General features: G+C 63.2%; 22 protein-coding genes. 8 read left to right on the top strand and 14 right to left on the bottom strand.

All coding sequences use genetic code 11. The features are described from left to right. Positions 1-62: 62 nt before the first annotated feature. The gene (locus tag AC1DU8_RS08825) at positions 63-830 is read left to right on the top strand and encodes a glutathione peroxidase (protein ID WP_477665887.1); all 768 of its coding nucleotides are present in this window, start codon (positions 63-65) and stop codon (positions 828-830) included. Here the strand turns inward: AC1DU8_RS08825 and AC1DU8_RS08820 are convergent. From AC1DU8_RS08820 to AC1DU8_RS08805, 4 genes are all read right to left on the bottom strand, one after another. Continuing rightward, on the bottom strand, positions 827-2164 hold the full coding sequence (locus AC1DU8_RS08820; protein WP_477665886.1) for a type II toxin-antitoxin system HipA family toxin: 1338 nt from the start codon (positions 2162-2164) through the stop codon (positions 827-829). The genes AC1DU8_RS08825 and AC1DU8_RS08820 overlap by 4 nt on opposite strands. A gap of 3 nt (positions 2165-2167) precedes the next feature. After that, positions 2168-2494, bottom strand: a complete 327-nt coding sequence (locus AC1DU8_RS08815; RefSeq protein ID WP_477665885.1) for a helix-turn-helix domain-containing protein — start codon at positions 2492-2494, stop codon at positions 2168-2170. A gap of 175 nt (positions 2495-2669) precedes the next feature. Beyond that, complete coding sequence (locus tag AC1DU8_RS08810; RefSeq protein ID WP_477665884.1) at positions 2670-3644, bottom strand: tripartite tricarboxylate transporter substrate-binding protein; 975 nt, start codon at positions 3642-3644, stop codon at positions 2670-2672. 17 nt (positions 3645-3661) lie between these two features. After that, positions 3662-5011, bottom strand: coding sequence for a class-II fumarase/aspartase family protein (locus AC1DU8_RS08805; protein ID WP_477665883.1), 1350 nt, complete (start codon positions 5009-5011; stop codon positions 3662-3664). A 120-nt stretch (positions 5012-5131) separates the two neighbouring features. Between AC1DU8_RS08805 and AC1DU8_RS08800 the strand changes: the two genes are divergently transcribed. Continuing rightward, complete coding sequence (locus AC1DU8_RS08800) at positions 5132-5992, top strand: LysR substrate-binding domain-containing protein (RefSeq protein WP_477665882.1); 861 nt, start codon at positions 5132-5134, stop codon at positions 5990-5992. 18 nt (positions 5993-6010) lie between these two features. Here the strand turns inward: AC1DU8_RS08800 and AC1DU8_RS08795 are convergent, their stop codons facing one another. The 3 genes from AC1DU8_RS08795 to AC1DU8_RS08785 all read right to left on the bottom strand — a co-directional run bounded on the left by AC1DU8_RS08795 (position 6011) and on the right by AC1DU8_RS08785 (position 8382). After that, complete coding sequence (locus AC1DU8_RS08795; RefSeq protein WP_477665881.1) at positions 6011-7267, bottom strand: Hsp70 family protein; 1257 nt, start codon at positions 7265-7267, stop codon at positions 6011-6013. Next, complete coding sequence (locus tag AC1DU8_RS08790) at positions 7264-7785, bottom strand: hypothetical protein (protein WP_477665880.1); 522 nt, start codon at positions 7783-7785, stop codon at positions 7264-7266. The genes AC1DU8_RS08795 and AC1DU8_RS08790 overlap by 4 nt, the downstream gene beginning before the upstream one ends. A gap of 129 nt (positions 7786-7914) precedes the next feature. Next, complete coding sequence (locus tag AC1DU8_RS08785) at positions 7915-8382, bottom strand: nuclear transport factor 2 family protein (protein ID WP_477665879.1); 468 nt, start codon at positions 8380-8382, stop codon at positions 7915-7917. A 118-nt stretch (positions 8383-8500) separates the two neighbouring features. Here AC1DU8_RS08785 and AC1DU8_RS08780 point away from each other — a divergent pair, with 118 nt between their 5' ends. Next, the gene (locus tag AC1DU8_RS08780; protein WP_477665878.1) at positions 8501-9079 is read left to right on the top strand and encodes a TetR/AcrR family transcriptional regulator; all 579 of its coding nucleotides are present in this window, start codon (positions 8501-8503) and stop codon (positions 9077-9079) included. On the opposite strand, the gene AC1DU8_RS08775 is transcribed toward AC1DU8_RS08780, so the two are convergent. Then, on the bottom strand, positions 9076-9534 hold the full coding sequence (locus tag AC1DU8_RS08775; protein WP_477665877.1) for a MerR family transcriptional regulator: 459 nt from the start codon (positions 9532-9534) through the stop codon (positions 9076-9078). The genes AC1DU8_RS08780 and AC1DU8_RS08775 overlap by 4 nt on opposite strands. 18 nt (positions 9535-9552) lie before the next feature. Beyond that, entirely contained in the window at positions 9553-9987 is a 435-nt protein-coding gene (locus AC1DU8_RS08770; protein ID WP_477665876.1) for a nuclear transport factor 2 family protein, read from the bottom strand. Positions 9988-10200: 213 nt separating this feature from the next. On the opposite strand from AC1DU8_RS08770, the gene AC1DU8_RS08765 reads away from it, so the two are divergent. Next, positions 10201-10440 (top strand): hypothetical protein, encoded by a 240-nt coding sequence (locus AC1DU8_RS08765; RefSeq protein WP_477658292.1) that lies wholly within the window; start codon positions 10201-10203, stop codon positions 10438-10440. 21 nt (positions 10441-10461) lie between these two features. Here the strand turns inward: AC1DU8_RS08765 and AC1DU8_RS08760 are convergent, their stop codons facing one another. Genes AC1DU8_RS08760 through AC1DU8_RS08745 form a run of 4 tightly spaced genes read right to left on the bottom strand, consistent with a single transcriptional unit; the run spans position 10462 to position 13349 of the window. Then, positions 10462-10767 carry a hypothetical protein gene (locus AC1DU8_RS08760; RefSeq protein ID WP_477665874.1) on the bottom strand — a complete coding sequence of 102 codons (306 nt, stop codon included), beginning with the start codon at positions 10765-10767 and terminating at the stop codon, positions 10462-10464. A 32-nt stretch (positions 10768-10799) separates the two neighbouring features. Next, positions 10800-11480, bottom strand: coding sequence for a hypothetical protein (locus AC1DU8_RS08755; RefSeq protein WP_477702201.1), 681 nt, complete (start codon positions 11478-11480; stop codon positions 10800-10802). Further along, positions 11477-12502 (bottom strand): MlaD family protein, encoded by a 1026-nt coding sequence (locus tag AC1DU8_RS08750; protein WP_457280602.1) that lies wholly within the window; start codon positions 12500-12502, stop codon positions 11477-11479. Before AC1DU8_RS08750 ends, AC1DU8_RS08755 begins: the two co-directional genes overlap by 4 nt. A gap of 40 nt (positions 12503-12542) precedes the next feature. Beyond that, complete coding sequence (locus AC1DU8_RS08745) at positions 12543-13349, bottom strand: MlaE family ABC transporter permease (protein WP_457280601.1); 807 nt, start codon at positions 13347-13349, stop codon at positions 12543-12545. 102 nt (positions 13350-13451) lie between these two features. On the opposite strand from AC1DU8_RS08745, the gene AC1DU8_RS08740 reads away from it, so the two are divergent. After that, positions 13452-14102, top strand: coding sequence for a LysE family transporter (locus AC1DU8_RS08740; protein WP_477665872.1), 651 nt, complete (start codon positions 13452-13454; stop codon positions 14100-14102). Between the two features lie 87 nt (positions 14103-14189). Here AC1DU8_RS08740 and AC1DU8_RS08735 read toward each other — a convergent pair whose 3' ends face one another. Next, on the bottom strand, positions 14190-15662 hold the full coding sequence (locus AC1DU8_RS08735) for an aminotransferase-like domain-containing protein (RefSeq protein ID WP_477665871.1): 1473 nt from the start codon (positions 15660-15662) through the stop codon (positions 14190-14192). Positions 15663-15860: 198 nt separating this feature from the next. Between AC1DU8_RS08735 and AC1DU8_RS08730 the strand changes: the two genes are divergently transcribed. From AC1DU8_RS08730 to AC1DU8_RS08720, 3 genes are read left to right on the top strand one after another with little or no spacing between them, the layout of a single operon-like run. Then, the gene (locus AC1DU8_RS08730) at positions 15861-16217 is read left to right on the top strand and encodes a hypothetical protein (protein ID WP_477665870.1); all 357 of its coding nucleotides are present in this window, start codon (positions 15861-15863) and stop codon (positions 16215-16217) included. 47 nt (positions 16218-16264) lie between these two features. Further along, positions 16265-16900: a LysE family translocator gene (locus AC1DU8_RS08725; RefSeq protein WP_457280597.1), complete on the top strand. Its 636-nt coding sequence runs from the start codon at positions 16265-16267 to the stop codon at positions 16898-16900. 49 nt (positions 16901-16949) lie between these two features. Then, positions 16950-17426 (top strand): RidA family protein, encoded by a 477-nt coding sequence (locus tag AC1DU8_RS08720; protein ID WP_477665869.1) that lies wholly within the window; start codon positions 16950-16952, stop codon positions 17424-17426. The last annotated feature ends 9 nt before the right edge of the window (positions 17427-17435 follow it).

The following is a 17435-nucleotide window of genomic DNA, read 5'->3' as shown; positions in this document are numbered from 1 at the left end:
TTTTTAGATCAAGAGCCATGCCACACCGCTCCCCCGCACACATACCAGCCAAAGGATTTCCCATGCTCCCCAACAACGAGGGACAGCGCGTCCCCGACGTCACCTTCAAAACTCGCCAGAACGACCAGTGGGTTGACGTGAAAAGCACTGACCTGTTTGCCGGCAAAAACGTCGTGGTTTTTTCGCTGCCCGGCGCCTACACGCCCACCTGCTCTTCCACCCACTTGCCGCGCTTTAATGCGCTGGCCAACACCTTCAAGGCCCATGGCATTGATGACGTGGTCTGCGTCTCGGTCAACGACGCCTTTGTGATGAACGAATGGGGCAAGGCGCAGGAGGCCGGCAATATCACCCTGATCCCGGACGGCAACGGCGACTTCACGCGGGCTATGGGCATGCTGGTTGACAAGAGTGATCTCGGCTTCGGCAAGCGCTCCTGGCGTTATTCCATGCTGGTGCGGGACGGCGTGGTCGAGAAGATGTTCATTGAACCTGAAAAGGAAGGCGACCCCTTCGAGGTTTCGGACGCCGACACCATGCTCAAGTACCTTGCACCGCAAGCCGTGGCGCCCGAGCCCATCACCCTCTTCAGCAAGCCGGGCTGCCCGTTTTGCGCGAAAGCCCGGGCCATGCTGGACGAAGCAGGTCTTAGCTATGAGGAGATCATCCTGGGCCAGGGCATCACCACCAGTACGCTGCAAGCGGTTGCAGGCGCGGGAACGGCGCCACAAGTATTCGCAGGCGGGAAAAAAATCGGCGGGTCGGAGGACCTGCAAGCCTGGTTGAAAGAGTCCCGGCCACAGCCGGAACCGCGCCAGTTTCTCAGCTAGCCGGCTGCGGCGCTTTTCGCCCTGCGCCGGGCGCGCCAGCTGACCACCGCCTCGCAGGCGTCAAAGTGCTTGAGCAGGTTCTGCTTTTGCCGTTCGAGCAGCGAACTGGCGGCAATCATCTGCGGCCATGACTCACACGCTTTTCCCACTGCTTCATTGAGCACGCCGCGCACGCGCGTTTCAAACATGCCCGTGGCGTTGCAAAAACTGCGCAAGGTCTTGGCGGTCAGCCTGGCCTGTTTTTCTCCGCCGGGCACAAAGCGCAGCGCGTGGCCCCTGCCGCCCAGGTAGGCCGCGTAGGCCACCACGTCGTAGGCCGGAGACAACTCGGGTGTGCGGCCACCCGGGTACACCACACCGAAGTTTTTGACGTGAGCGTCATAGTTTCCGAGCATTTCATTGACCATCACGCGGCGGATCAGTTCCTCTGCAGCGCCCTCGCCCACGTGCGCATCCAGGCTCATGCCTTCGCGCAAAGTCCGGGCCATGGCGGCGTAGGTTGCGGCGGGATGCGTGTATTTTTCTTCCGGCTGGATGCGCAGGATCTGCGCAAAGTCTTCGCAATGAATGTGCCCTTCAGGCCCGCGGTCAAAGCGCTTGACGGCCAGGAAATGCCGGCTTTCGCCAAGCACAAAGGGTTGCTCGGCGACGATCTCGTCCATGGGCGCCAGCCAGGCCTCACAGACGTTCACGCCGGCTGCCCGCGCAAGCCGCAGGGAAAGCTCTTCCACTTCGGGCAACAGGGCAAATTCGGCCGTGGGCAGCTTGGCGATGATGTGGGTGCCTTGCGCGTCGCGGGTGCGCGCCACGTAGCGGCCCGGCTGCTGCACCAATGCCAGCTTGGGCTGCACGCCCGACAGCGATGTCGCGTCGGGCAAGGGATCGGCCGTGACGGACATTTCGAGCGCATCGTTGTGCTGCGTCACCACCCCTGCCAGCGCGTCGGCATCAAGGTGCGCAGGGTAGGCATACACATTGCCCGGCAAGTCTGTGCCGCAGGCGGCCAGCATGTCGAAATGGTCGTTGGGTCCGCAACCGCGCAACTGCTCCAGGTGGCGGCGCAGCGGCCCTTCGGGCAGCAGGTTCTGGAAGAAGGCCGGCAGGCGCCCGCCTTCGGCATTGAAGAACGGCGTGTTCACATAACTGCGCCAGAAAATCTCCCGGCGCTGCGGGTCGTCGTCGGTAGCGGCCCAGGAGAACACCGGCGAATCGGGGTTGGACCAAAAAACCTCGTCTGGAATGAAACGTGTGAGCGCGCTGCTGCCCGTGCCGTACTGGAACAGCAGGCCGGCACGCAAGGTGCCGATATAAATATCGAGCGCCAGAACGTTCATGGATCAGGGCCTGACGTTCTTGATGTTTGCCGCAGCGAGCTGGGAAGTTTCGGCCACGATGCGGTCCACCCGCGACAAGGCCGGCGCCGGCCCTTCGGCGGCTTGCGGCTGCAGCCCTGCAGCCACCCGCTTGGGCAGGAGCAGCACCTCCAGCCCGAGCTGGTCGGCAATGGCCATCAGCGTGGTCACGCGCGGCGCCGTCTTGCCCTGAAGGACGCTGCGCACCGACAAAGGCGTCAGCCCTGTGCTTTCGGCAACGGCCTGGTAATCCAGTCCCAGGCGTTGGCGCTGGCTTTCCAGGCTGGCAGCAACTTCAGACAATGTTTTCATAGATAGAAAAATATCGTTTCTTGTTAAAACGATAGTATTTTATCTAATTAAGTCAGATCAATCAATACTAAACTAGCGTTTTATACAAAAACAATAGTTAAATATCGTCTATCAAGGACTGACTTCTTCTTTTAATTCCTGTAGCGCTGCCACATACATGGGACAGCATCCACAGCTAGTCGGCATAAACACCGGCCGCCTTGATGATGGGCCCCCACCGGGCAATTTCGTTGCCCAGAAAGCTGCGGTGCCCGGCCAGTGTGGCACGGTCATCTTCCACAACCTGTATGCCTGAGGCAATTTGCGCCTGCCTGAAGGCAGGTGTTTTCATGGCCACCCGCAGCACATCATTGAGCCGCTGCTGGATGTGCGGCGGCGTGTCCTTCGGCGCATAAAGGGCAAACCAGATGCTCAGTTCGACACCCGAAATGCCGAACCGTGCCATGGTCGGAACGGCGGCGAGCGACGTGCCGGTCAGGGGTTTGGCGGAGGTCACGGCAATTGCCTTGAGCTTGCCGGCCTGGATATGGCCGACCGTCGTAGGGGTGGGGTCACAGATCATGTCCACATGCCCGCCAAGCAGGTCTGCCACTGCGGGCGCGCTGCCACGGTAGGGCACGGTCGTAATGCTGACTTTCAATGAAGACTGGAGCAGCAAGCCGCACAGGTGCGATGACGAGCCCACACCGGCGTGCGCGAGCCTGACCTGCGGCTGCCGGGCCATCCACCGGATCAGGCTCACCAAGGAGTCCGCAGGCACCTGCGGCCGTGCAACCAGCACCAGGGGCGTATCGACCACCACCCCCAGCGGCGCGAAATCCACATCCGGCTTGAAGCCCAGGTTCCGGTAGAGCGCCGGCGAAGTCGCCATGCCGATGTGCCCCATCAGCAGCGTGTGGCCATCGGCCGGAGCCCGCATGGCGATGACCGTGCCGAGGTTGCCGCCGGCGCCGGACAGATTCTGAACAACCACAGGCTGGCGCAGCTGGGCCTGCATCGGCACGGCAAGCTCCCTGGCCAGTTTGTCCATGGGCCCCCCGGCCGCAAAGGGCACGATGAGGGTGACCGGTTTGGTGGGATAGGCCTCCTGAGCGCACGCAGACGCAGCGCAGAAGGCGAGCATGAAGGCAATGCAGATGGCTCTGGTCATAAATCCCCTCGGGTTGGTTAAACGGATACGGATTGCGTTGCCAGGCCCCCGGCGGCAGGCGGCGGCCTGCGCGATGCGTCCACCTCGCGCGCACCAAAAGACAGGTGTTCGTTCACATCAAGCAGCGCATTCACTGCGGCTTCGTCCAGCCCGCACTGCAAGCCCACCAGGGCAGCCGCTATCGATACGCCCTCCACCCTGGACTCCTGGCAGGCACGGGCAACCAGTTCATGCGCGCGGTTCAGGCCGATGCGTCTGGCCAGCGCCATCTGCACGGTCTCGGTGACGATCGCCCCGTCTGTGAGGGCGACGTTGCGCGCCATCCTTGCGGAGTCCACCACCAGCTCGTCCAGCATGGTCGTGGCCTGCACCAGAAGGGCTCCCATCAGGGAGAAGCACAGCGGCACTGCATGCAGCTCGACATACCAGGCGTCCAGCGACCTTTCGTTCTCCACGATCGCCGCGTCCAGCATCATCGGGGCCGTGTGGAACAGCATTCTCGAAAGAGCGACGACGGACGACGCCGCGACCGGATTGTTTTTCTGCGGCATGGTGCTGCTGGCGCCCCTGTCGGCGGCAAAAGCCACTTCACCGACTTCCGTGCTGGAAAGCATCAGCAGGTCCCGGCCGATCTTTCCGAGCGTCGCAGCGATCTGCGACAAAAGAAGCACCGCCTCGGCCGGGCCGTCACGCATGCAATGCCACGCAATATCCGGTTCGTTCAACCCCAGCTTCTGCATCAGGCGCCGGCGTGTTTCATGCCCCGCGCCGGAGAATGAAGCAAGCGTGCCCACAGCGCCACCCAGTTGCCCGGTGGCCACGCGCGGCACAGCCTGTGCAAGCCGGTCCATCTGCCGCAGCACGCCGGAATTCCAGACCGCAGCCTTGAAGCCGAAGGTGACGGGCAACGCATGCTGCTGATTGGTCCGGCCGGCCTGAATGGTGCGCTGGTGGGTCGTGGCCAATGAGCCCAGCGCCCCCGAAAATTGCGCCAGCGAATCGCCGATCAGTGCGAATGCCTCCTGCATCTGAAGCGCCAGTGCGCAATCCATCACGTCCTGGGTCGTTGCGCCATAGTGGACATACTGGCCCAGATCGCCGCGGCACAGGTTGACCACCTGGTTCACCAGCCCCACCATGGGCAGGCCGACAAGGCGTGTCTTCTGCTTGAGTTGCGCAAAATCGATGTTTTCGACGTGGGCAACGCGACAGATTTCATCCGCCGCATCCTGAGGAATCACACCCAGTTCAGCCTGCACGACAGCGAGTTCACGCTCGAAACGAAGGCAGCGGTCGACAAAATTCCGCTCCGAAAAGATGCCAGCGATGGCCCCGCCGTCATGCAAATCACTGAAGAGCTGGTTCATTCGTCAGGCCCTTTGCGTTGCCACAGATGTTGCTAGGTGAAACAAACTGTATCTAATATGATGTCTCTGTAAAAACGATTTGTTGTGATCCCTCCGTTCTCTTTTAGCGATGGGTTGACCATGAATGTTCTGGGCCTGAAAACGTTTGCCGCCGTCGCCAGCCAGGGCGGCATTACCTCTGCCGCGCAAACGCTGCACACCGTGCAATCCAATATCACCCAGCGCATCCGGGTGCTGGAATCGGAGCTGGGCCTGGCACTTTTCAAGCGCCACAGCCGCGGCATGGAACTGACGCGTGCGGGCCAGCGGCTGCTGCCCTATGCCAACCGCATCGTGGCGCTGATGGATGAAGCGCAGGCCGCGGCCAAAGGGGAGGAAGACGCTCCCGCCGTCCTGACAATCGGCTCGATGGAGACCACCGCTGCGGTCCGGCTGCCCTCGCTGCTCGCCGCATACCGCCGCGTGCTTCCGCAGGTGGCCATCACGCTGGAAACCGGCCCGACCGCGACACTGATCGAGGCCGTGCTCACGCGGCGCCTGGATGGTGCGTTCATCGCCGGCCCGCTCAACAACCATGCGCTGCTCAGCCTGGTCGCGTTCGAAGAAGAACTGGTGCTCGTCTCGTCTGCCAGCTGGGTGCGCTCCAGTGAGCTCGGCAGGCGCCTGGAAAACGGCGCGGCGGCGATCATGTTCAAGACCGGCTGCTCTTATCGCCAGCGGTTCGAACAGCTTCTGAGCGAGCGCGGCTGGCCCAGGTACACCCGGCTTGAAATGGGCACACTGGAAGGCATCCTGGGCTGTGTAGCCGCGGAGGTCGGCATCTCGCTGCTTCCACGGTCCATTGTCGAAAACGCTGCCAACAGGTCCGCCTTACGCTGCCATCCATCGACGGGCAAGAAATACGCCGTCAAAACACTTTTTATCCGCCGGCGCGACGAGCATCCCGGCCAAGCCTTGCAGCAATTCATGGCCTTGCTGTAAGCCGCGGCCTGGCAGGCCCTAGCCGAACTTGCGCGCTGCATCCAGCGCCAGCCCGGCACCGATGCTGCCGAAACGGTCACCCTCCACACTGCGTGCCTGCGGCAGCAATGCTGAAATTTGCTCGCGCAGCAAAGGCACCCCGCTGGAGCCACCGGTGAAAAACACGGTGTCAATGTCGTCGGCGTTGACAACCGCGTCCTTGACCAGTCCCATCACGGTACGCGCCACAGTGCCGACCAGCTCATTGATGGCCGCGTCGAAATCGGGCCGGTGCAAGGTGAGCGTCTCGCCCGGCGCAATGCGCCCCAGGTCCATGACGGTTTCGGGTGCATCGGACAGCGCAATCTTGGCCGCCTCGACCTGCATGGCCAGCCAGTGCCCTGCCCGTTCGCGCACCAGGTTCTGCAGGCGGTCCAGCTTGTCTTTCTCGATTGCGCCACGCCGGATATCGCTGATCTGCGTCCACGACTTCTTGCTGTAGGCCTGGTTGATGGTGTGCCAGGTCGCCAGATTGAAGTACTGGGCCGACGGCACCTGCAACCCGCTGTGAAGCAGGCTGCCCAGGCCCAGCGTGGGCATGACGCTGGCCAGGCTCAGGTATTTATCGAAGTCCGTGCCGCCTATGTGCACACCGCCGCTGGCCAGAATATCGTCGCGCCTGTCGGCCTTGCGGGCCCGCTCGGGCGACAGGCGCACCAGCGCAAAGTCCGACGTACCGCCGCCGATGTCGACCACCAGCACAAGCTCTTCGCGCCGGATTTGCGACTCATAGTCAAACGCCGCCGCAATCGGTTCGTACTGGAAGGCGATGTCTTTGAGGCCCACTGCATGGGCGATCTCGGCCAATGTGTTTTCGGCTTTCTTGTCTGCGGCAGCATCGTCGTCGACAAAAAACACCGGGCGACCCAGCACGGCCTGCGTGAAAGGCTGGTCGGCGGCTTTTTCAGCGCGGTGCTTGAGCTCACCGATGAACTGCGCCAACAGCACACGAAACGGCAGCGCGCGGCCGGCGACTTCGGTGTGGTCGTCGATCATCGACGTGCCGAGCAGGCTTTTGAGCGAACGCATCAGGCGGCCTTCATAGCCGGCCAGGTAGTCGGCCAGCGCCGCTCGGCCATAGCTCACATGCGCGTCCTCGGCATGAAAGAACACCACCGAGGGAAGCGTGGGTTTGCCGCCTTCCAGCGCCAGCAGCGCGGGAAGCCCGGGCCGGCTCCAGCCTGCCGTCGAGTTGGAGGTGCCGAAGTCGATCCCGCAGGCGCGGGGCGTGCTCACCGCCCGGCCGGCTTGGCGAAGCCGCTTTCGGCCCACGCCACGGCGCTGGCGCGGGTGAGCTTGAAGGACGGCGCCACGCGCACCTGCGCGAGCTGCTCGCCCGCTTCGTCGGCGGCGCTGAGCAGGCCGTGCGGGTTGTCTTCGTCCGGAATGATGTCGAGCGAAACAGTGATGCGCGCCGCATTGGCCGTCACGGTGATGCTCTGGTGCAGCGTGGCATGCAGCTGCTGCTCATGCCGGCGCACAAATTCGGAAGCGGTTTTGACCAGCGTGCTGAAGGCCGGGCCATCCAGCGGCTTGGGGTTCTTCTTGTCGCGCCCCATGGTCCACGGCCCCACCAGCGCGGGCTCGGGCTCGCCGTCCTTGATCATGGCGACAGCCCAGCCGTCGTCGTCTTCATTCTTGATGACCTTGGCCGTCCAGCCGTCGCCGCACCAAAGCCTGGGTTCCTGGATGGGCTGGGTGTCGTTGGGGGATTCATCGGCCAAGCCGGCCGGCGGGGTGTGGGAGTCAGTCAAAACGCGGTCACTCGGGTGGAGCGCCCCGGCAATGAGCCGGGGGCAAATTCAGGTCACGCACCGCCTTCAAACAACATCAAACAACACGGTGCGCAGGGGGAGCGGATTTTACAGCCCTCCCCAAACCCCTCACAACCCAAGATCGCTGAGGCCCGGATGGTCATCGGGCCGGCGCCCGAGCGGCCAATGGAACTTGCGATCGGCGGCCTTGATGGGCAGGTCGTTGATGCTGGCGTGGCGCACGGCCATCAGGCCGTTTTCGTCGAACTCCCAGTTCTCGTTGCCGTAAGAGCGAAACCAGTTGCCCGCATCGTCATGCCATTCGTACGCAAAACGCACGGCAATGCGGTTGCCGCCAAAGGCCCAGAGTTCCTTGATGAGGCGGTAGTCCAGTTCACGCACCCACTTGCGTGACAGCAGCCCTGCGATTTCTTCACGCCCCGTGACGAACTCGGCGCGGTTGCGCCATTTGCTTTGCGGCGTGTAGGCCATAGCCACACGCTGCGGCTCACGCGTGTTCCAGCCGTCTTCAGCAGCGCGGACTTTCTGCACGGCGGTTTCAAAGGTAAAAGGGGGAAGCGGCGGCCGTGATTCCATGGGGATCTCCTGGGGTTGAACAAAATGGGCAAAAACCAGATGTAGACAGCTTTGTCTACCATGACGAAATTCTGGCACATGTAGACAAACCTGTCTACATGACGTCTACAATGGCGCCATGGATGTTTCCACCCTCCCCGCACGCGAGCGCATCCTCGTCACGGCACACGAACTTTTCTACCGTGACGGCCTGCGCGCCACCGGCATCGACCGCATCATTGCCGAGTCGGGCGTGGCCAAGCTCACCTTCTACCGACACTTTCCCAGTAAGGACGAATTGATCCGCACCTTCCTGGACTACCGGCATGAACGCTGGATGGGCTGGTTTGTCGACGCGCTGGGCCGCCATGGCGCGCAACCCGGCGGTGGGCTGGCGCCGCTGGTGCAGGCCATGGCCGAGTGGTTCGCCGACCCGGCGTTTCGCGGTTGCGCTTTCATCAACGCCGTGGCGGAAGTGGGTGGCACCCTGCCGGGCGTGGCAGACATTGCGCGCCGGCACAAGCAGGACATGCAGCAAGTCATTGCCGATTTACTGCCACACGGCGCGGGCCAAACCGAGGCGGCGCGGGCCGCCGCGCTGGCAGTGGACGGCGCCATCGTGCGGGCGCAGATGGACGGCGCCGATGCGGCGCTGGCAGGCCTGCGCCTATTGCTGGGCGGGCTGGACAGCCCGGCCGGAAAAACGGGTAGCCGCTAGGTTTTTCCAGGCCGGCGCGATTTTTCTTTGGGCCGCGATGCGAGCGCGACGCCCGCACGCTCAACCACCTTCACGGCCGGGCGTTTGCCCGACGCCACCCACTCGCCGTAAAAGTCGATCTTGCTGTCCAGCAGCTTGAGCGCCAGCTGCCATTCGGCAATCATGTCCTTGACCTGCGCGCGGTGCGCGGCCAGCAGCGCCTGCCGCTGCCTGAGTGTGCTGCTGCCCTGCTTGACCAGCGCGGTGTACTCCCGCATTTCGGCAATCGACATGCCGGTGCGCCGCAGCCGGTCCATCAGGTCCAGCCAGCTGATGTGCAGGTCGCCATAGACGCGTCGGCCGCCGGCGTCGCGCGTCACGCCGGGGATCAGGCCCTGCGCCTCATACCAGCGTATGGTGTGCACGCTGCGGCCGGTGCGTGCGGCAAGCTGCCCGATCAGAAAACTTTCAGCCATGCCCGACTGTATAACGGCTCAGGCGGCCAGCGCGGGCGCCTCCAGCACAGCGCTCACCAGGGCGGTGTCGAAGTACTCCGTCAATTCTTTCATCTGCCCGCCTTCCATGCGGCAAACATAGCAATAGCGGTTGTTGTAGGCCTTGCCGGCATGGGTGGTAACTTGCCCGCGGAACTCGATGACGACCATGTCGCCGTCGGCCATCACGCGCCCTGTGGTGCTGACATAGGGCGTGGCGAACTGGGCAAACAGCGGCCGCAGCAGCTCGGTGACGACCGCCTGCTTGCCGCGGTAGGTGCGCGACCAGGGCGTGCTGCCCTCAAGGGTCCAGCAAAAATCATCTGCCATGGCGTCGACAAATGCCTGGCCGTTGCCTTTGTCCAGTTCAGCCATGACCTCCTGCATGCGCTGGCGGTTGGCGGCTGTGATGTTGTTGGTGGATGCTGCACTCATGATGAAACTCCTTGAAGGCTTCTTCGCACGGAATGCGAAGTGGATGGAGGCCGGCAACATTGCCGGGGCCCTGAAAGGATTGGAATACCTTGAGTGCACTCAAGGTCAAGCCCCCGGGGCCGGGTGCCGGAAAATTCACCATAAAATCGGCCGCCGGCGCAATGTGGGAAAGCGCAAACAGCTATTCTTTTAATAGCAAACCTACAATGGCGCATGAACCCCAAAAAGCCTGCAACGAGTGAATGGGTCGGCAAGATGCTGGCTGTACTGAAAACCGGCAACACCCCGGCAGCGCTGGCCCAGATCAAGGCGACCACCAGCAGCAAGGACTTGCAGCAATTGCACGCCGCGCTGGAAAAAGCGCAGCTGCTCAAACAGCTCAAGCCTGTCGACATTGCGATTGCCGACCAGCTCCAGGCGCTGGCCTCACCGCGGCTGAGCCGCTCTCCCTGAACGCTTCAGGTCCGCTCCCTTTCAGGCCGGACGAATTTCAAACTGCGCGTCGCCCATGTAGCGGTTGGGGCCCAGCGCCGCCGTCACGGCGGCCAGCTCGGCTGCCTGCCATTGGTTGAAGATTTCCATTTCGTCGCCTGACAGGACATCTTCGGCCGGCGCTTCGCCATACGTCGCCACCAGTTTCATGTAGGCCGCATACACCGGCCAGACCAGGCTTTCGTCTCCCAGCTCGGTTTCCAGCGCCGTCCTGAAGCGTTGCTCGGCGGCCTGCAGTTCTTCTGCGGAGGCGTCTTCATAGGCGTAAAGCCTGAGGCGGTAGCTCACGGTTGTTTCTCTCAAGGCAAAACGGACAAGGATCAGGGTGTTTGCGGTTTCACCGGTGCAGGCATGCCCTGCGTCAGCTCGATGCGGCGCCGCAGCTTTGCCGCTTCCTGGGTGTCGCCACCCTGCTCTGCCCGGCGCAGCTGAACGCCCAGCCAGGCCAGCAGCGGCCGGCGCCAGCCTTGCACAGACGCCGTATCAATCGCCTGGGTGATCACCGCAGGACTGGCTTTACCGGCCTGCAGCAGCACGCCGGCAGCCACCAGTTTCGACAAAGGGTCGGCAATGGCCGCCACAGCGCCGGCGTCGCCGGCCGCGGCACGGCGCTGCGCTTCAGGCAACAGCGCGATGCCCTGCGGCTGTACCTGACCCTTGAGGTAATCAGCGTAGGCGCGCTGGGCATCGGTGGCGTCTTCACGCAGCTTCTCAAAGCCGGTGCACGGCTCATCAAGCACCAGGCTGGCAACCCGGGTGGCGCAGTGCAGCAGCTCGGCAGTGGCTAACAGCTCGGCCCGGCCGGAGCGTGTCAGCTGGGTGCGGGCACGCCCGAGTTCGGCCATCTCGACACGGCTGTTGCCTTCCATGTAGGCGGCCACAGAGCGGTCCATCGAACCTTTGGCCTCAAGTTGCCAATCGGGCGGTTGCGGGCCGCCGGCACAGGCGGCCAGCAGCAAGGCCGAAGTCAGCGTGGCGGTATGCGTAAAGGTGTTCTTCATGGCAACTTCATTTCCGCATCGCGGGCGTCTTTGGCGAAGGGCCATTTGCGGCTGATTTCGTTGATCAACCCCTCAACCTTGCGCAGGCTGGCTTCCACGTCGGCGCGCAGCGCGCCCAGGTCGTCAGTGGCATCTTTGGCGTTGCGGGTGACGGCCTGGGCGTCCTGCAGCAATGCATCCACTTTCTTGAGGCTGGTGCGGGCCTCGCCCAGCATGGCGTTGAGCTGAACCACGGTGGCCCGGGTTTCTGGCATCAGTCCCTTGTCGCCGAACACCTGGGTGTCGGTCTTGGCGGCCAGCCCGTCGAGTTTGGTGAGTAGCGAGTTGGTGCGCTCCAGCGTGGCAGCAAACTTTTTGGCCTCTGCCTCGCTGCCCAGCAATACCGTCAAGGCGCCGCCCGGCCCGTTCAACCGCTCCGTCAACGTCTGCAGGTTGGCCAGGCTGGTGCCCACCGCACCGCCGCTTCCCGTGAGGGTGTTGAGGTTTTCAATCAGGTCCTTGGCGGCAGCGATCACTTTGGGCACTTCGCCGGCCGCATCGCCCAGCAGCACGGTACGTTCCGCGCCGTCGGGCAGCGGCGGGTCGTTCAGCAGGCCGGTGTAGGCACGGATGTTGGTGCCGCCTACCAGGCCGCGCACCAGTGTGAAGACGCTGGTGGTGCGCAGCCAGTGGGCATCCTTGGAGGCGACATCCACCAATATGCGGGCCTTGCCGTCGCTGGCCAATTCGATGCGCTTGACGCGGCCTATCGGGAAACCCGAGAAAGTCAGGTCCATGCCAACCACCACGCCTTCGGAATCCTCCGCAATGAGTACCAGGCTTTGCGTGGACTCAAACGCCCCGCGCGCATACATCACATAAAGGGCCGAGCCCACCACCAACAGCAGCATGAAGAGCAGCAGCAGCCGGGCCTTGAACTCCAGGCTGGCGATCTCCGCCGGCGAAGACTCTGCCTCGCGCGCCGGCTGGAGCGGATCCGGCCGGCCGTGCTCCGGGGATGAAGGGTCGTGGGGTGAACTCATGGTTTGTTTTGGTGTTGTTTTTGGTATTTTTTTAAGCAGGTCAATAGTAGTTGCCGACCAGCGAAGCCACTTCAATCAGCAAAATCACGGCGAACATGCGCACGAGGCCGCGCATCTCGGCACTGGTGCGCACGCTGGCTTCGCCCATGCCGTAAAGCGCCGAGGCCATGGGGATCAACGACACGGCCAGGCAGAAGAACAGGGTTTTGAGCACAAAGATCAGCGTGACGGAAGGGCTGAAGACCTGGCCGAAGAGCCGGGTGTAGGCCGCCAGGCCCGACAAGGCAAAGCCGTAGGTCGCCATATAGGCCACCACCAGCGCGACCACACAGCTGAGCGCAGCCAGCGTGATGCCGGAGAACATGCCCGCCACCACGCGCGGCAGCACCTCGCGCCGCACCGGCTCGATGCCGCGCTCGCGCATCTCGTCAAGCTCACCGCTGGCCTGCATGGCCGTGAGTTCGGCGCCATCAGGGATGGTGCAGCGCAGCGCCACAAAAAGCGCCGCCGTCAGCGGAATAAGTTCAAGCACCAGCACACGGATGACCACCTGCAACGCGTACTGCGACAAGCCGTAGCTCAGCGCAGTCACCAGCACGATACGCGTGAGCACCACGGTGACCAGCGCGCACAGCAAGGTAAAGCCCAGAAGGATGGGCGCCGTGTTGATGTAGATGTGGCGGGACAGCACCGTGCGGCTTTGCGGGCTGTAGCTGGAAGGCGAGAGGGTCAACACCAGGATGATCGCGCCCAATTTCACCAGACGCCACCATTCGATCAGCCAGTGCTGGGCGGTGCGGCGTGTTTGCGAGAGGCGGCCTTGCCAGGATGATGCTGTTGAAGCCATTGGGCCATGATACCCGCGGGCTATTGCCTGTCCATGTAGGATGGCAGGCTTTCGCCCGGTGCGGGCGCCCTCTCCTCTCTCCCTTTTCACCACCGCTTCATCATGGCCATCGACACCTGGACCGCTTACTTCCTCGCCTCAATTCTGATCGCGCTCTCACCCGGCTCGGGCGCGGTGCTGGCCATGAGCCATGGCCTGAGCTACGGCATGCAGCGCACGCGTGCCACCATCGCGGGCCTGCAGATCGGGCTGGTGGTGATTTTGCTGGTGGCCGGGGCGGGCGTGGGCTCGTTGCTGGTGGCGTCCGAGCTGGCCTTCAGCGTCGTGAAAGTGCTGGGCGCGCTCTACCTCATCTATATCGGCTGGTCGCAATGGCGGTCATCAAACGGCATCGCGGCGGAAGATGCCGGCCCGGCAGCTGATGCGAACGGCATTTCAGCGCGCAGGCGCTTTCTCACCGGGCTGCTGACCAACGTCACCAACCCCAAAGGCATCCTCTTCATGGTGGCTGTGCTGCCGCAGTTCATCAGCCCCGCCCGGCCACTGTGGCCGCAACTGCTAGTGATGGCGCTCACGACTGTGGCAGTCGACACTGTGGTGATGCACGGCTACGCGTTTGCCGCGAGCCGCTTGCAAAAGCTCTTCAGGAATGCACGTGCGGTGCGGCTGCAAAACCGGCTGTTCGGCGGCATGCTGATGGCAGTAGGTGCGGGCCTGTTTTTCGTGAAACGCAGCCACGCTGCGGTGCATTAAGCGCATGACGCTATCAAAAAGATAGCTGCTCGCGCATATCCCTAAAGGGCTGGAGCCCTAAAATCCTCAAAATAGCAGCGCATGCCCTCAAGTCGGCCGGGGCCCAGCTTGCGCCGACACAATACCTGCCAGCTTGCGCAGGGCGCTGTCGGTCTCGCTGGAAAACGGTGAACCGCAACTGATGCGCAGGAAGTGGTCAAAGCGGTTCGAGTTGGAAAACATGGAACCGGGCGCCACCCGTATGCCCTGCCGGATGGCGGTGTCAAACACCGCCTGCGCGGACGTGCCTGCCGGCAGCTCCACCCACAGCATCATGCTGCCATGGGGCACTTGCAGCCGGGTTCCGGCGGGAAAGTGCGCGGCAATCGCTTCGGCCATCTGCTCGCGCTGCACGTTGAGCATGCGGCGCAGCCGGGCCAGGTGGCGGTCGTAGGCGCTGGAGGCCATGAACTCGGCCACGGCCAGCTGGCCCAGCATGTCGTTGGCGCGGCTTTGCGCATACTTGAGCATCTTGATGCGCGCCTGCCAACGCCCGCCGGCCACCCAGCCCAGGCGCAGCCCCGGCGACAGGGTCTTGCGCAGCGACGCGCAGTAAATCACCGAGCCGCTGCGGTCCCAGGCCTTGGCTGCCTTCAGCGGAATGTCGTCAGGCCCCAATGCGCCGTAGGTGTCGTCTTCAATCAATGCCACCTGCTGGCGCTCGCACAGCGCGACCAGCTTTTCCTTTTCGCTGTCAGGCATGACGCTGCCGAGCGGATTGTGGAAATTAGGGATCACCACCACGGCGCGTATGCGGTCGTGTGTCTGGAAGGCCAAATCCAGTGCCTCCACGGAAATCCCCAGCTTCGGGCTGGTGGGAATCTCCAGCGCGCGCAGGCCCAGGCTTTCGAGGATCTGCAGCAGGCCGTGGTAGGTGGGCGACTCGACGGCGACGGTGTCGCCCGGCCGCGCCACCGCGCGCAGGGCCACGTTCAGCGATTCAATGCAGCCGTGCGTGACCAGGATGTCTTCCGCTGACAGCCGCATGCCGGCCTCCAGCGCCCGCTTGGCCAGCACGGCATTGAGCGGTGAATCGTTGAGAAAGTCGGGCGGGTTCACCAGCAGCTGCGGGTGCTTGCGCAACGCACGCGTGGCGGCGTTTTTCAGGGCCTCGGCGGGGTACATCTCGGGCGAACCATAGGTGCCTGCCAGGTTGGTGACCAGCGGGTAAACATCGCATTTGGCGACGAAATCGGACACCCGGTCGTGGATGCCGACGTACTGTGCCGGGTCCAGCCTGTGGCCGCATTCCGGCTCGCTGGGCGGCTGGATATCCATCCGGCGACGCTTGAGCACAAAGTAGCCCGAACGCGGCCGCGCCTCCAGCAGGCCTTCGTCTTCCAGCGTGTGGCAGGCCTCCACCGCCGTCGACAGGCTGACCTGGTGCAGCCGCGTCAACGCCCTGACGGACGGCATACGCTGCCCGGGCGACAAAACGCCGGACTGGATCGCCTGGCGGTAATGGCTGGAGAGCTGTAGATAGAGCGGTTGCGACAGGGATGGCGAGGGTTGCATGTCCATAAACCGAATGATCCGTGAAGGGGAAGCGGGGACACAGCCACAGATGGGGCGAAATCAGACCATAACAGATGAATAAATAGCCATCTGTACCGATACAGAAAGGACTTGTTTGGCTCTGTCGGGATAGTGTCGGTCTCTTTAACCTTGGTGTCTCCTTCCCCCGTTTTTCCAGTTCACCCACCCATGAATGGAGCCGCCATGAAAGAGCAATTCGCCCCTCGCCACCTTCACCTGGACGCCGGTGAGTCCCTGTTTTTTCACACCCAAGCGGGCAGTGCCCTGATCAGCACCTCGGGCACGCTGCTGGTGACCGCCACCCCGCGCTGGCTTGCCGAGCAGGTCTTTCGCGACAGCATGCCGCTGGAGGCGGGACAGTCGCATACCGTCACCCAGACTGGATGGATCACGGTGACCGCCCAGCACGGGGGCGCGGCATGCGTGCTGAACCAAGCCCCGGCAAAAGCCCCGGGCCAGACGGGAAGCGTGCTTTTAAGGTACTTTTCAGGAGTCGTGAAGGCCGTGCGCAGCTGGTTGCATGGCGCCGAGGCGGCATAGCCGCCGCCGGAAATAAATCGCCTCATCATTTTTTAATTGATCTCACCATGACCACTTCCGCCTGGCTGCTCTTCATCACCATCTCACTTGTCACCGCGCTCAGCCCCGGGCCGGGCATTTTGCTGGCGGTTTCCAACGCCGTGGCCTGGGGGCCGCGCAAGACGCTGTGGAGTTCAACCGGCAATGTGCTCGGCGTGTTCGCCGTTTCTACCGCGGCCATGGCGGGCCTGGGCACCTTGCTGCACACCTCGGCCTGGCTGTTCGCTGTGCTCAAGGCCGTGGGCGCCGTCTACCTCATGTACCTGGGCTGGCGGCAGTGGACCAGCAAGACCTCCATGTTCGACACGCCCTTGCCGGCCGGGACATCCTCCGGAAAGAGCAATGCCGCACTGTTCCGGCAAGGCCTGCTGGTGGCGGTGACCAACCCCAAAAGCATCCTGTTCTTCACCGCGCTGTTCCCCCAGTTCATTCATCCGGAGGCGCCGATGCTGCCGCAATTTTTCGCACTGACCAGCGCCTTCGCTGCGTGCGTGCTGGTCTCCCACTTCACCTATGTGCTGTTGGCCAAACACACCCACCAATGGTTTGGCACGCCCCGCCGGGCCCGCATTTTCAACCGTCTCTGTGGCGGTGCGTTTGGCCTGCTGGGTCTGAGCCTGCTACGGCTCAAGAGCCCTGCCTGAAACACCCGCATTACGCTCCATCCAACTACATAAAGAGGAATTCCTGCCCATGGAAGATTCACGCGACACCCGGTTCGCCGCAGTGCAGGCCGAACTCGGCTACAGCTTTGACGGTGAGATCAAGATAGGCGGCAATTACGTGCCTGTCGTGCAGCACGGCGACCAGGTCTTTGTCAGCGGGCAGATTCCGCGCGTTGGCAATACCGTGGTCGTGACCGGCCGCGTAGGCTCGGAAACGTCTGTTCTGCAGGCCCAGCTGGCGGCAAAAATCTGCGCCATGCGCGCGCTGGCGCTGCTGCGGCAAAGCCTCGGCAGCCTGGACCGCGTGAAGCACATTCTGCGCATCACGGTGTTTGTGCAGTCGGCGCAGGATTTCACCCAGCAAAGCGAAGTCGCCGATGCCGCATCTGAAGTGCTGTATGCCGTGCTGGGCCCTGCCGGGGCCCACACCCGTACGTCGGTGGGCGTTGTTCAGCTGCCCAAGAGTGCGTCGGTCGAGATCGATCTCATTGCGGTGGCCGGCTAGGCCTGCCTG

The sequence above is a fragment of the Polaromonas sp. P3_A5 genome, assembly GCF_056403055.1.
Note: the sequence above shows the minus strand (reverse complement) of the source record. Positions and strands in the feature narration are given on the sequence as shown.

Bases quoted from the DNA above. Each gene is read 5' to 3' on its own strand.
- AC1DU8_RS08745 (WP_457280601.1), bottom strand. From the start codon at position 13,349: ATGGCTTCAACAGCATCATCCTGGCAAGGCCGCCTCTCGCAAACACGC.
- AC1DU8_RS08775 (WP_477665877.1), bottom strand. From the start codon at position 9,534: ATGGCTGAAAGTTTTCTGATCGGGCAGCTTGCCGCACGCACCGGCCGC.
- AC1DU8_RS08720 (WP_477665869.1), top strand. From the start codon at position 16,950: ATGGAAGATTCACGCGACACCCGGTTCGCCGCAGTGCAGGCCGAACTC.
- AC1DU8_RS08780 (WP_477665878.1), top strand. From the start codon at position 8,501: ATGGATGTTTCCACCCTCCCCGCACGCGAGCGCATCCTCGTCACGGCA.
- AC1DU8_RS08805 (WP_477665883.1), bottom strand. From the start codon at position 5,011: ATGAACCAGCTCTTCAGTGATTTGCATGACGGCGGGGCCATCGCTGGC.
- AC1DU8_RS08810 (WP_477665884.1), bottom strand. From the start codon at position 3,644: ATGACCAGAGCCATCTGCATTGCCTTCATGCTCGCCTTCTGCGCTGCG.
- AC1DU8_RS08755 (WP_477702201.1), bottom strand. From the start codon at position 11,480: ATGAAGAACACCTTTACGCATACCGCCACGCTGACTTCGGCCTTGCTG.
- AC1DU8_RS08730 (WP_477665870.1), top strand. From the start codon at position 15,861: ATGAAAGAGCAATTCGCCCCTCGCCACCTTCACCTGGACGCCGGTGAG.
- AC1DU8_RS08750 (WP_457280602.1), bottom strand. From the start codon at position 12,502: ATGAGTTCACCCCACGACCCTTCATCCCCGGAGCACGGCCGGCCGGAT.
- AC1DU8_RS08735 (WP_477665871.1), bottom strand. From the start codon at position 15,662: ATGGACATGCAACCCTCGCCATCCCTGTCGCAACCGCTCTATCTACAG.
- AC1DU8_RS08725 (WP_457280597.1), top strand. From the start codon at position 16,265: ATGACCACTTCCGCCTGGCTGCTCTTCATCACCATCTCACTTGTCACC.
- AC1DU8_RS08765 (WP_477658292.1), top strand. From the start codon at position 10,201: ATGAACCCCAAAAAGCCTGCAACGAGTGAATGGGTCGGCAAGATGCTG.
- AC1DU8_RS08820 (WP_477665886.1), bottom strand. From the start codon at position 2,164: ATGAACGTTCTGGCGCTCGATATTTATATCGGCACCTTGCGTGCCGGC.
- AC1DU8_RS08770 (WP_477665876.1), bottom strand. From the start codon at position 9,987: ATGAGTGCAGCATCCACCAACAACATCACAGCCGCCAACCGCCAGCGC.
- AC1DU8_RS08825 (WP_477665887.1), top strand. From the start codon at position 63: ATGCTCCCCAACAACGAGGGACAGCGCGTCCCCGACGTCACCTTCAAA.
- AC1DU8_RS08785 (WP_477665879.1), bottom strand. From the start codon at position 8,382: ATGGAATCACGGCCGCCGCTTCCCCCTTTTACCTTTGAAACCGCCGTG.
- AC1DU8_RS08815 (WP_477665885.1), bottom strand. From the start codon at position 2,494: ATGAAAACATTGTCTGAAGTTGCTGCCAGCCTGGAAAGCCAGCGCCAA.
- AC1DU8_RS08800 (WP_477665882.1), top strand. From the start codon at position 5,132: ATGAATGTTCTGGGCCTGAAAACGTTTGCCGCCGTCGCCAGCCAGGGC.
- AC1DU8_RS08740 (WP_477665872.1), top strand. From the start codon at position 13,452: ATGGCCATCGACACCTGGACCGCTTACTTCCTCGCCTCAATTCTGATC.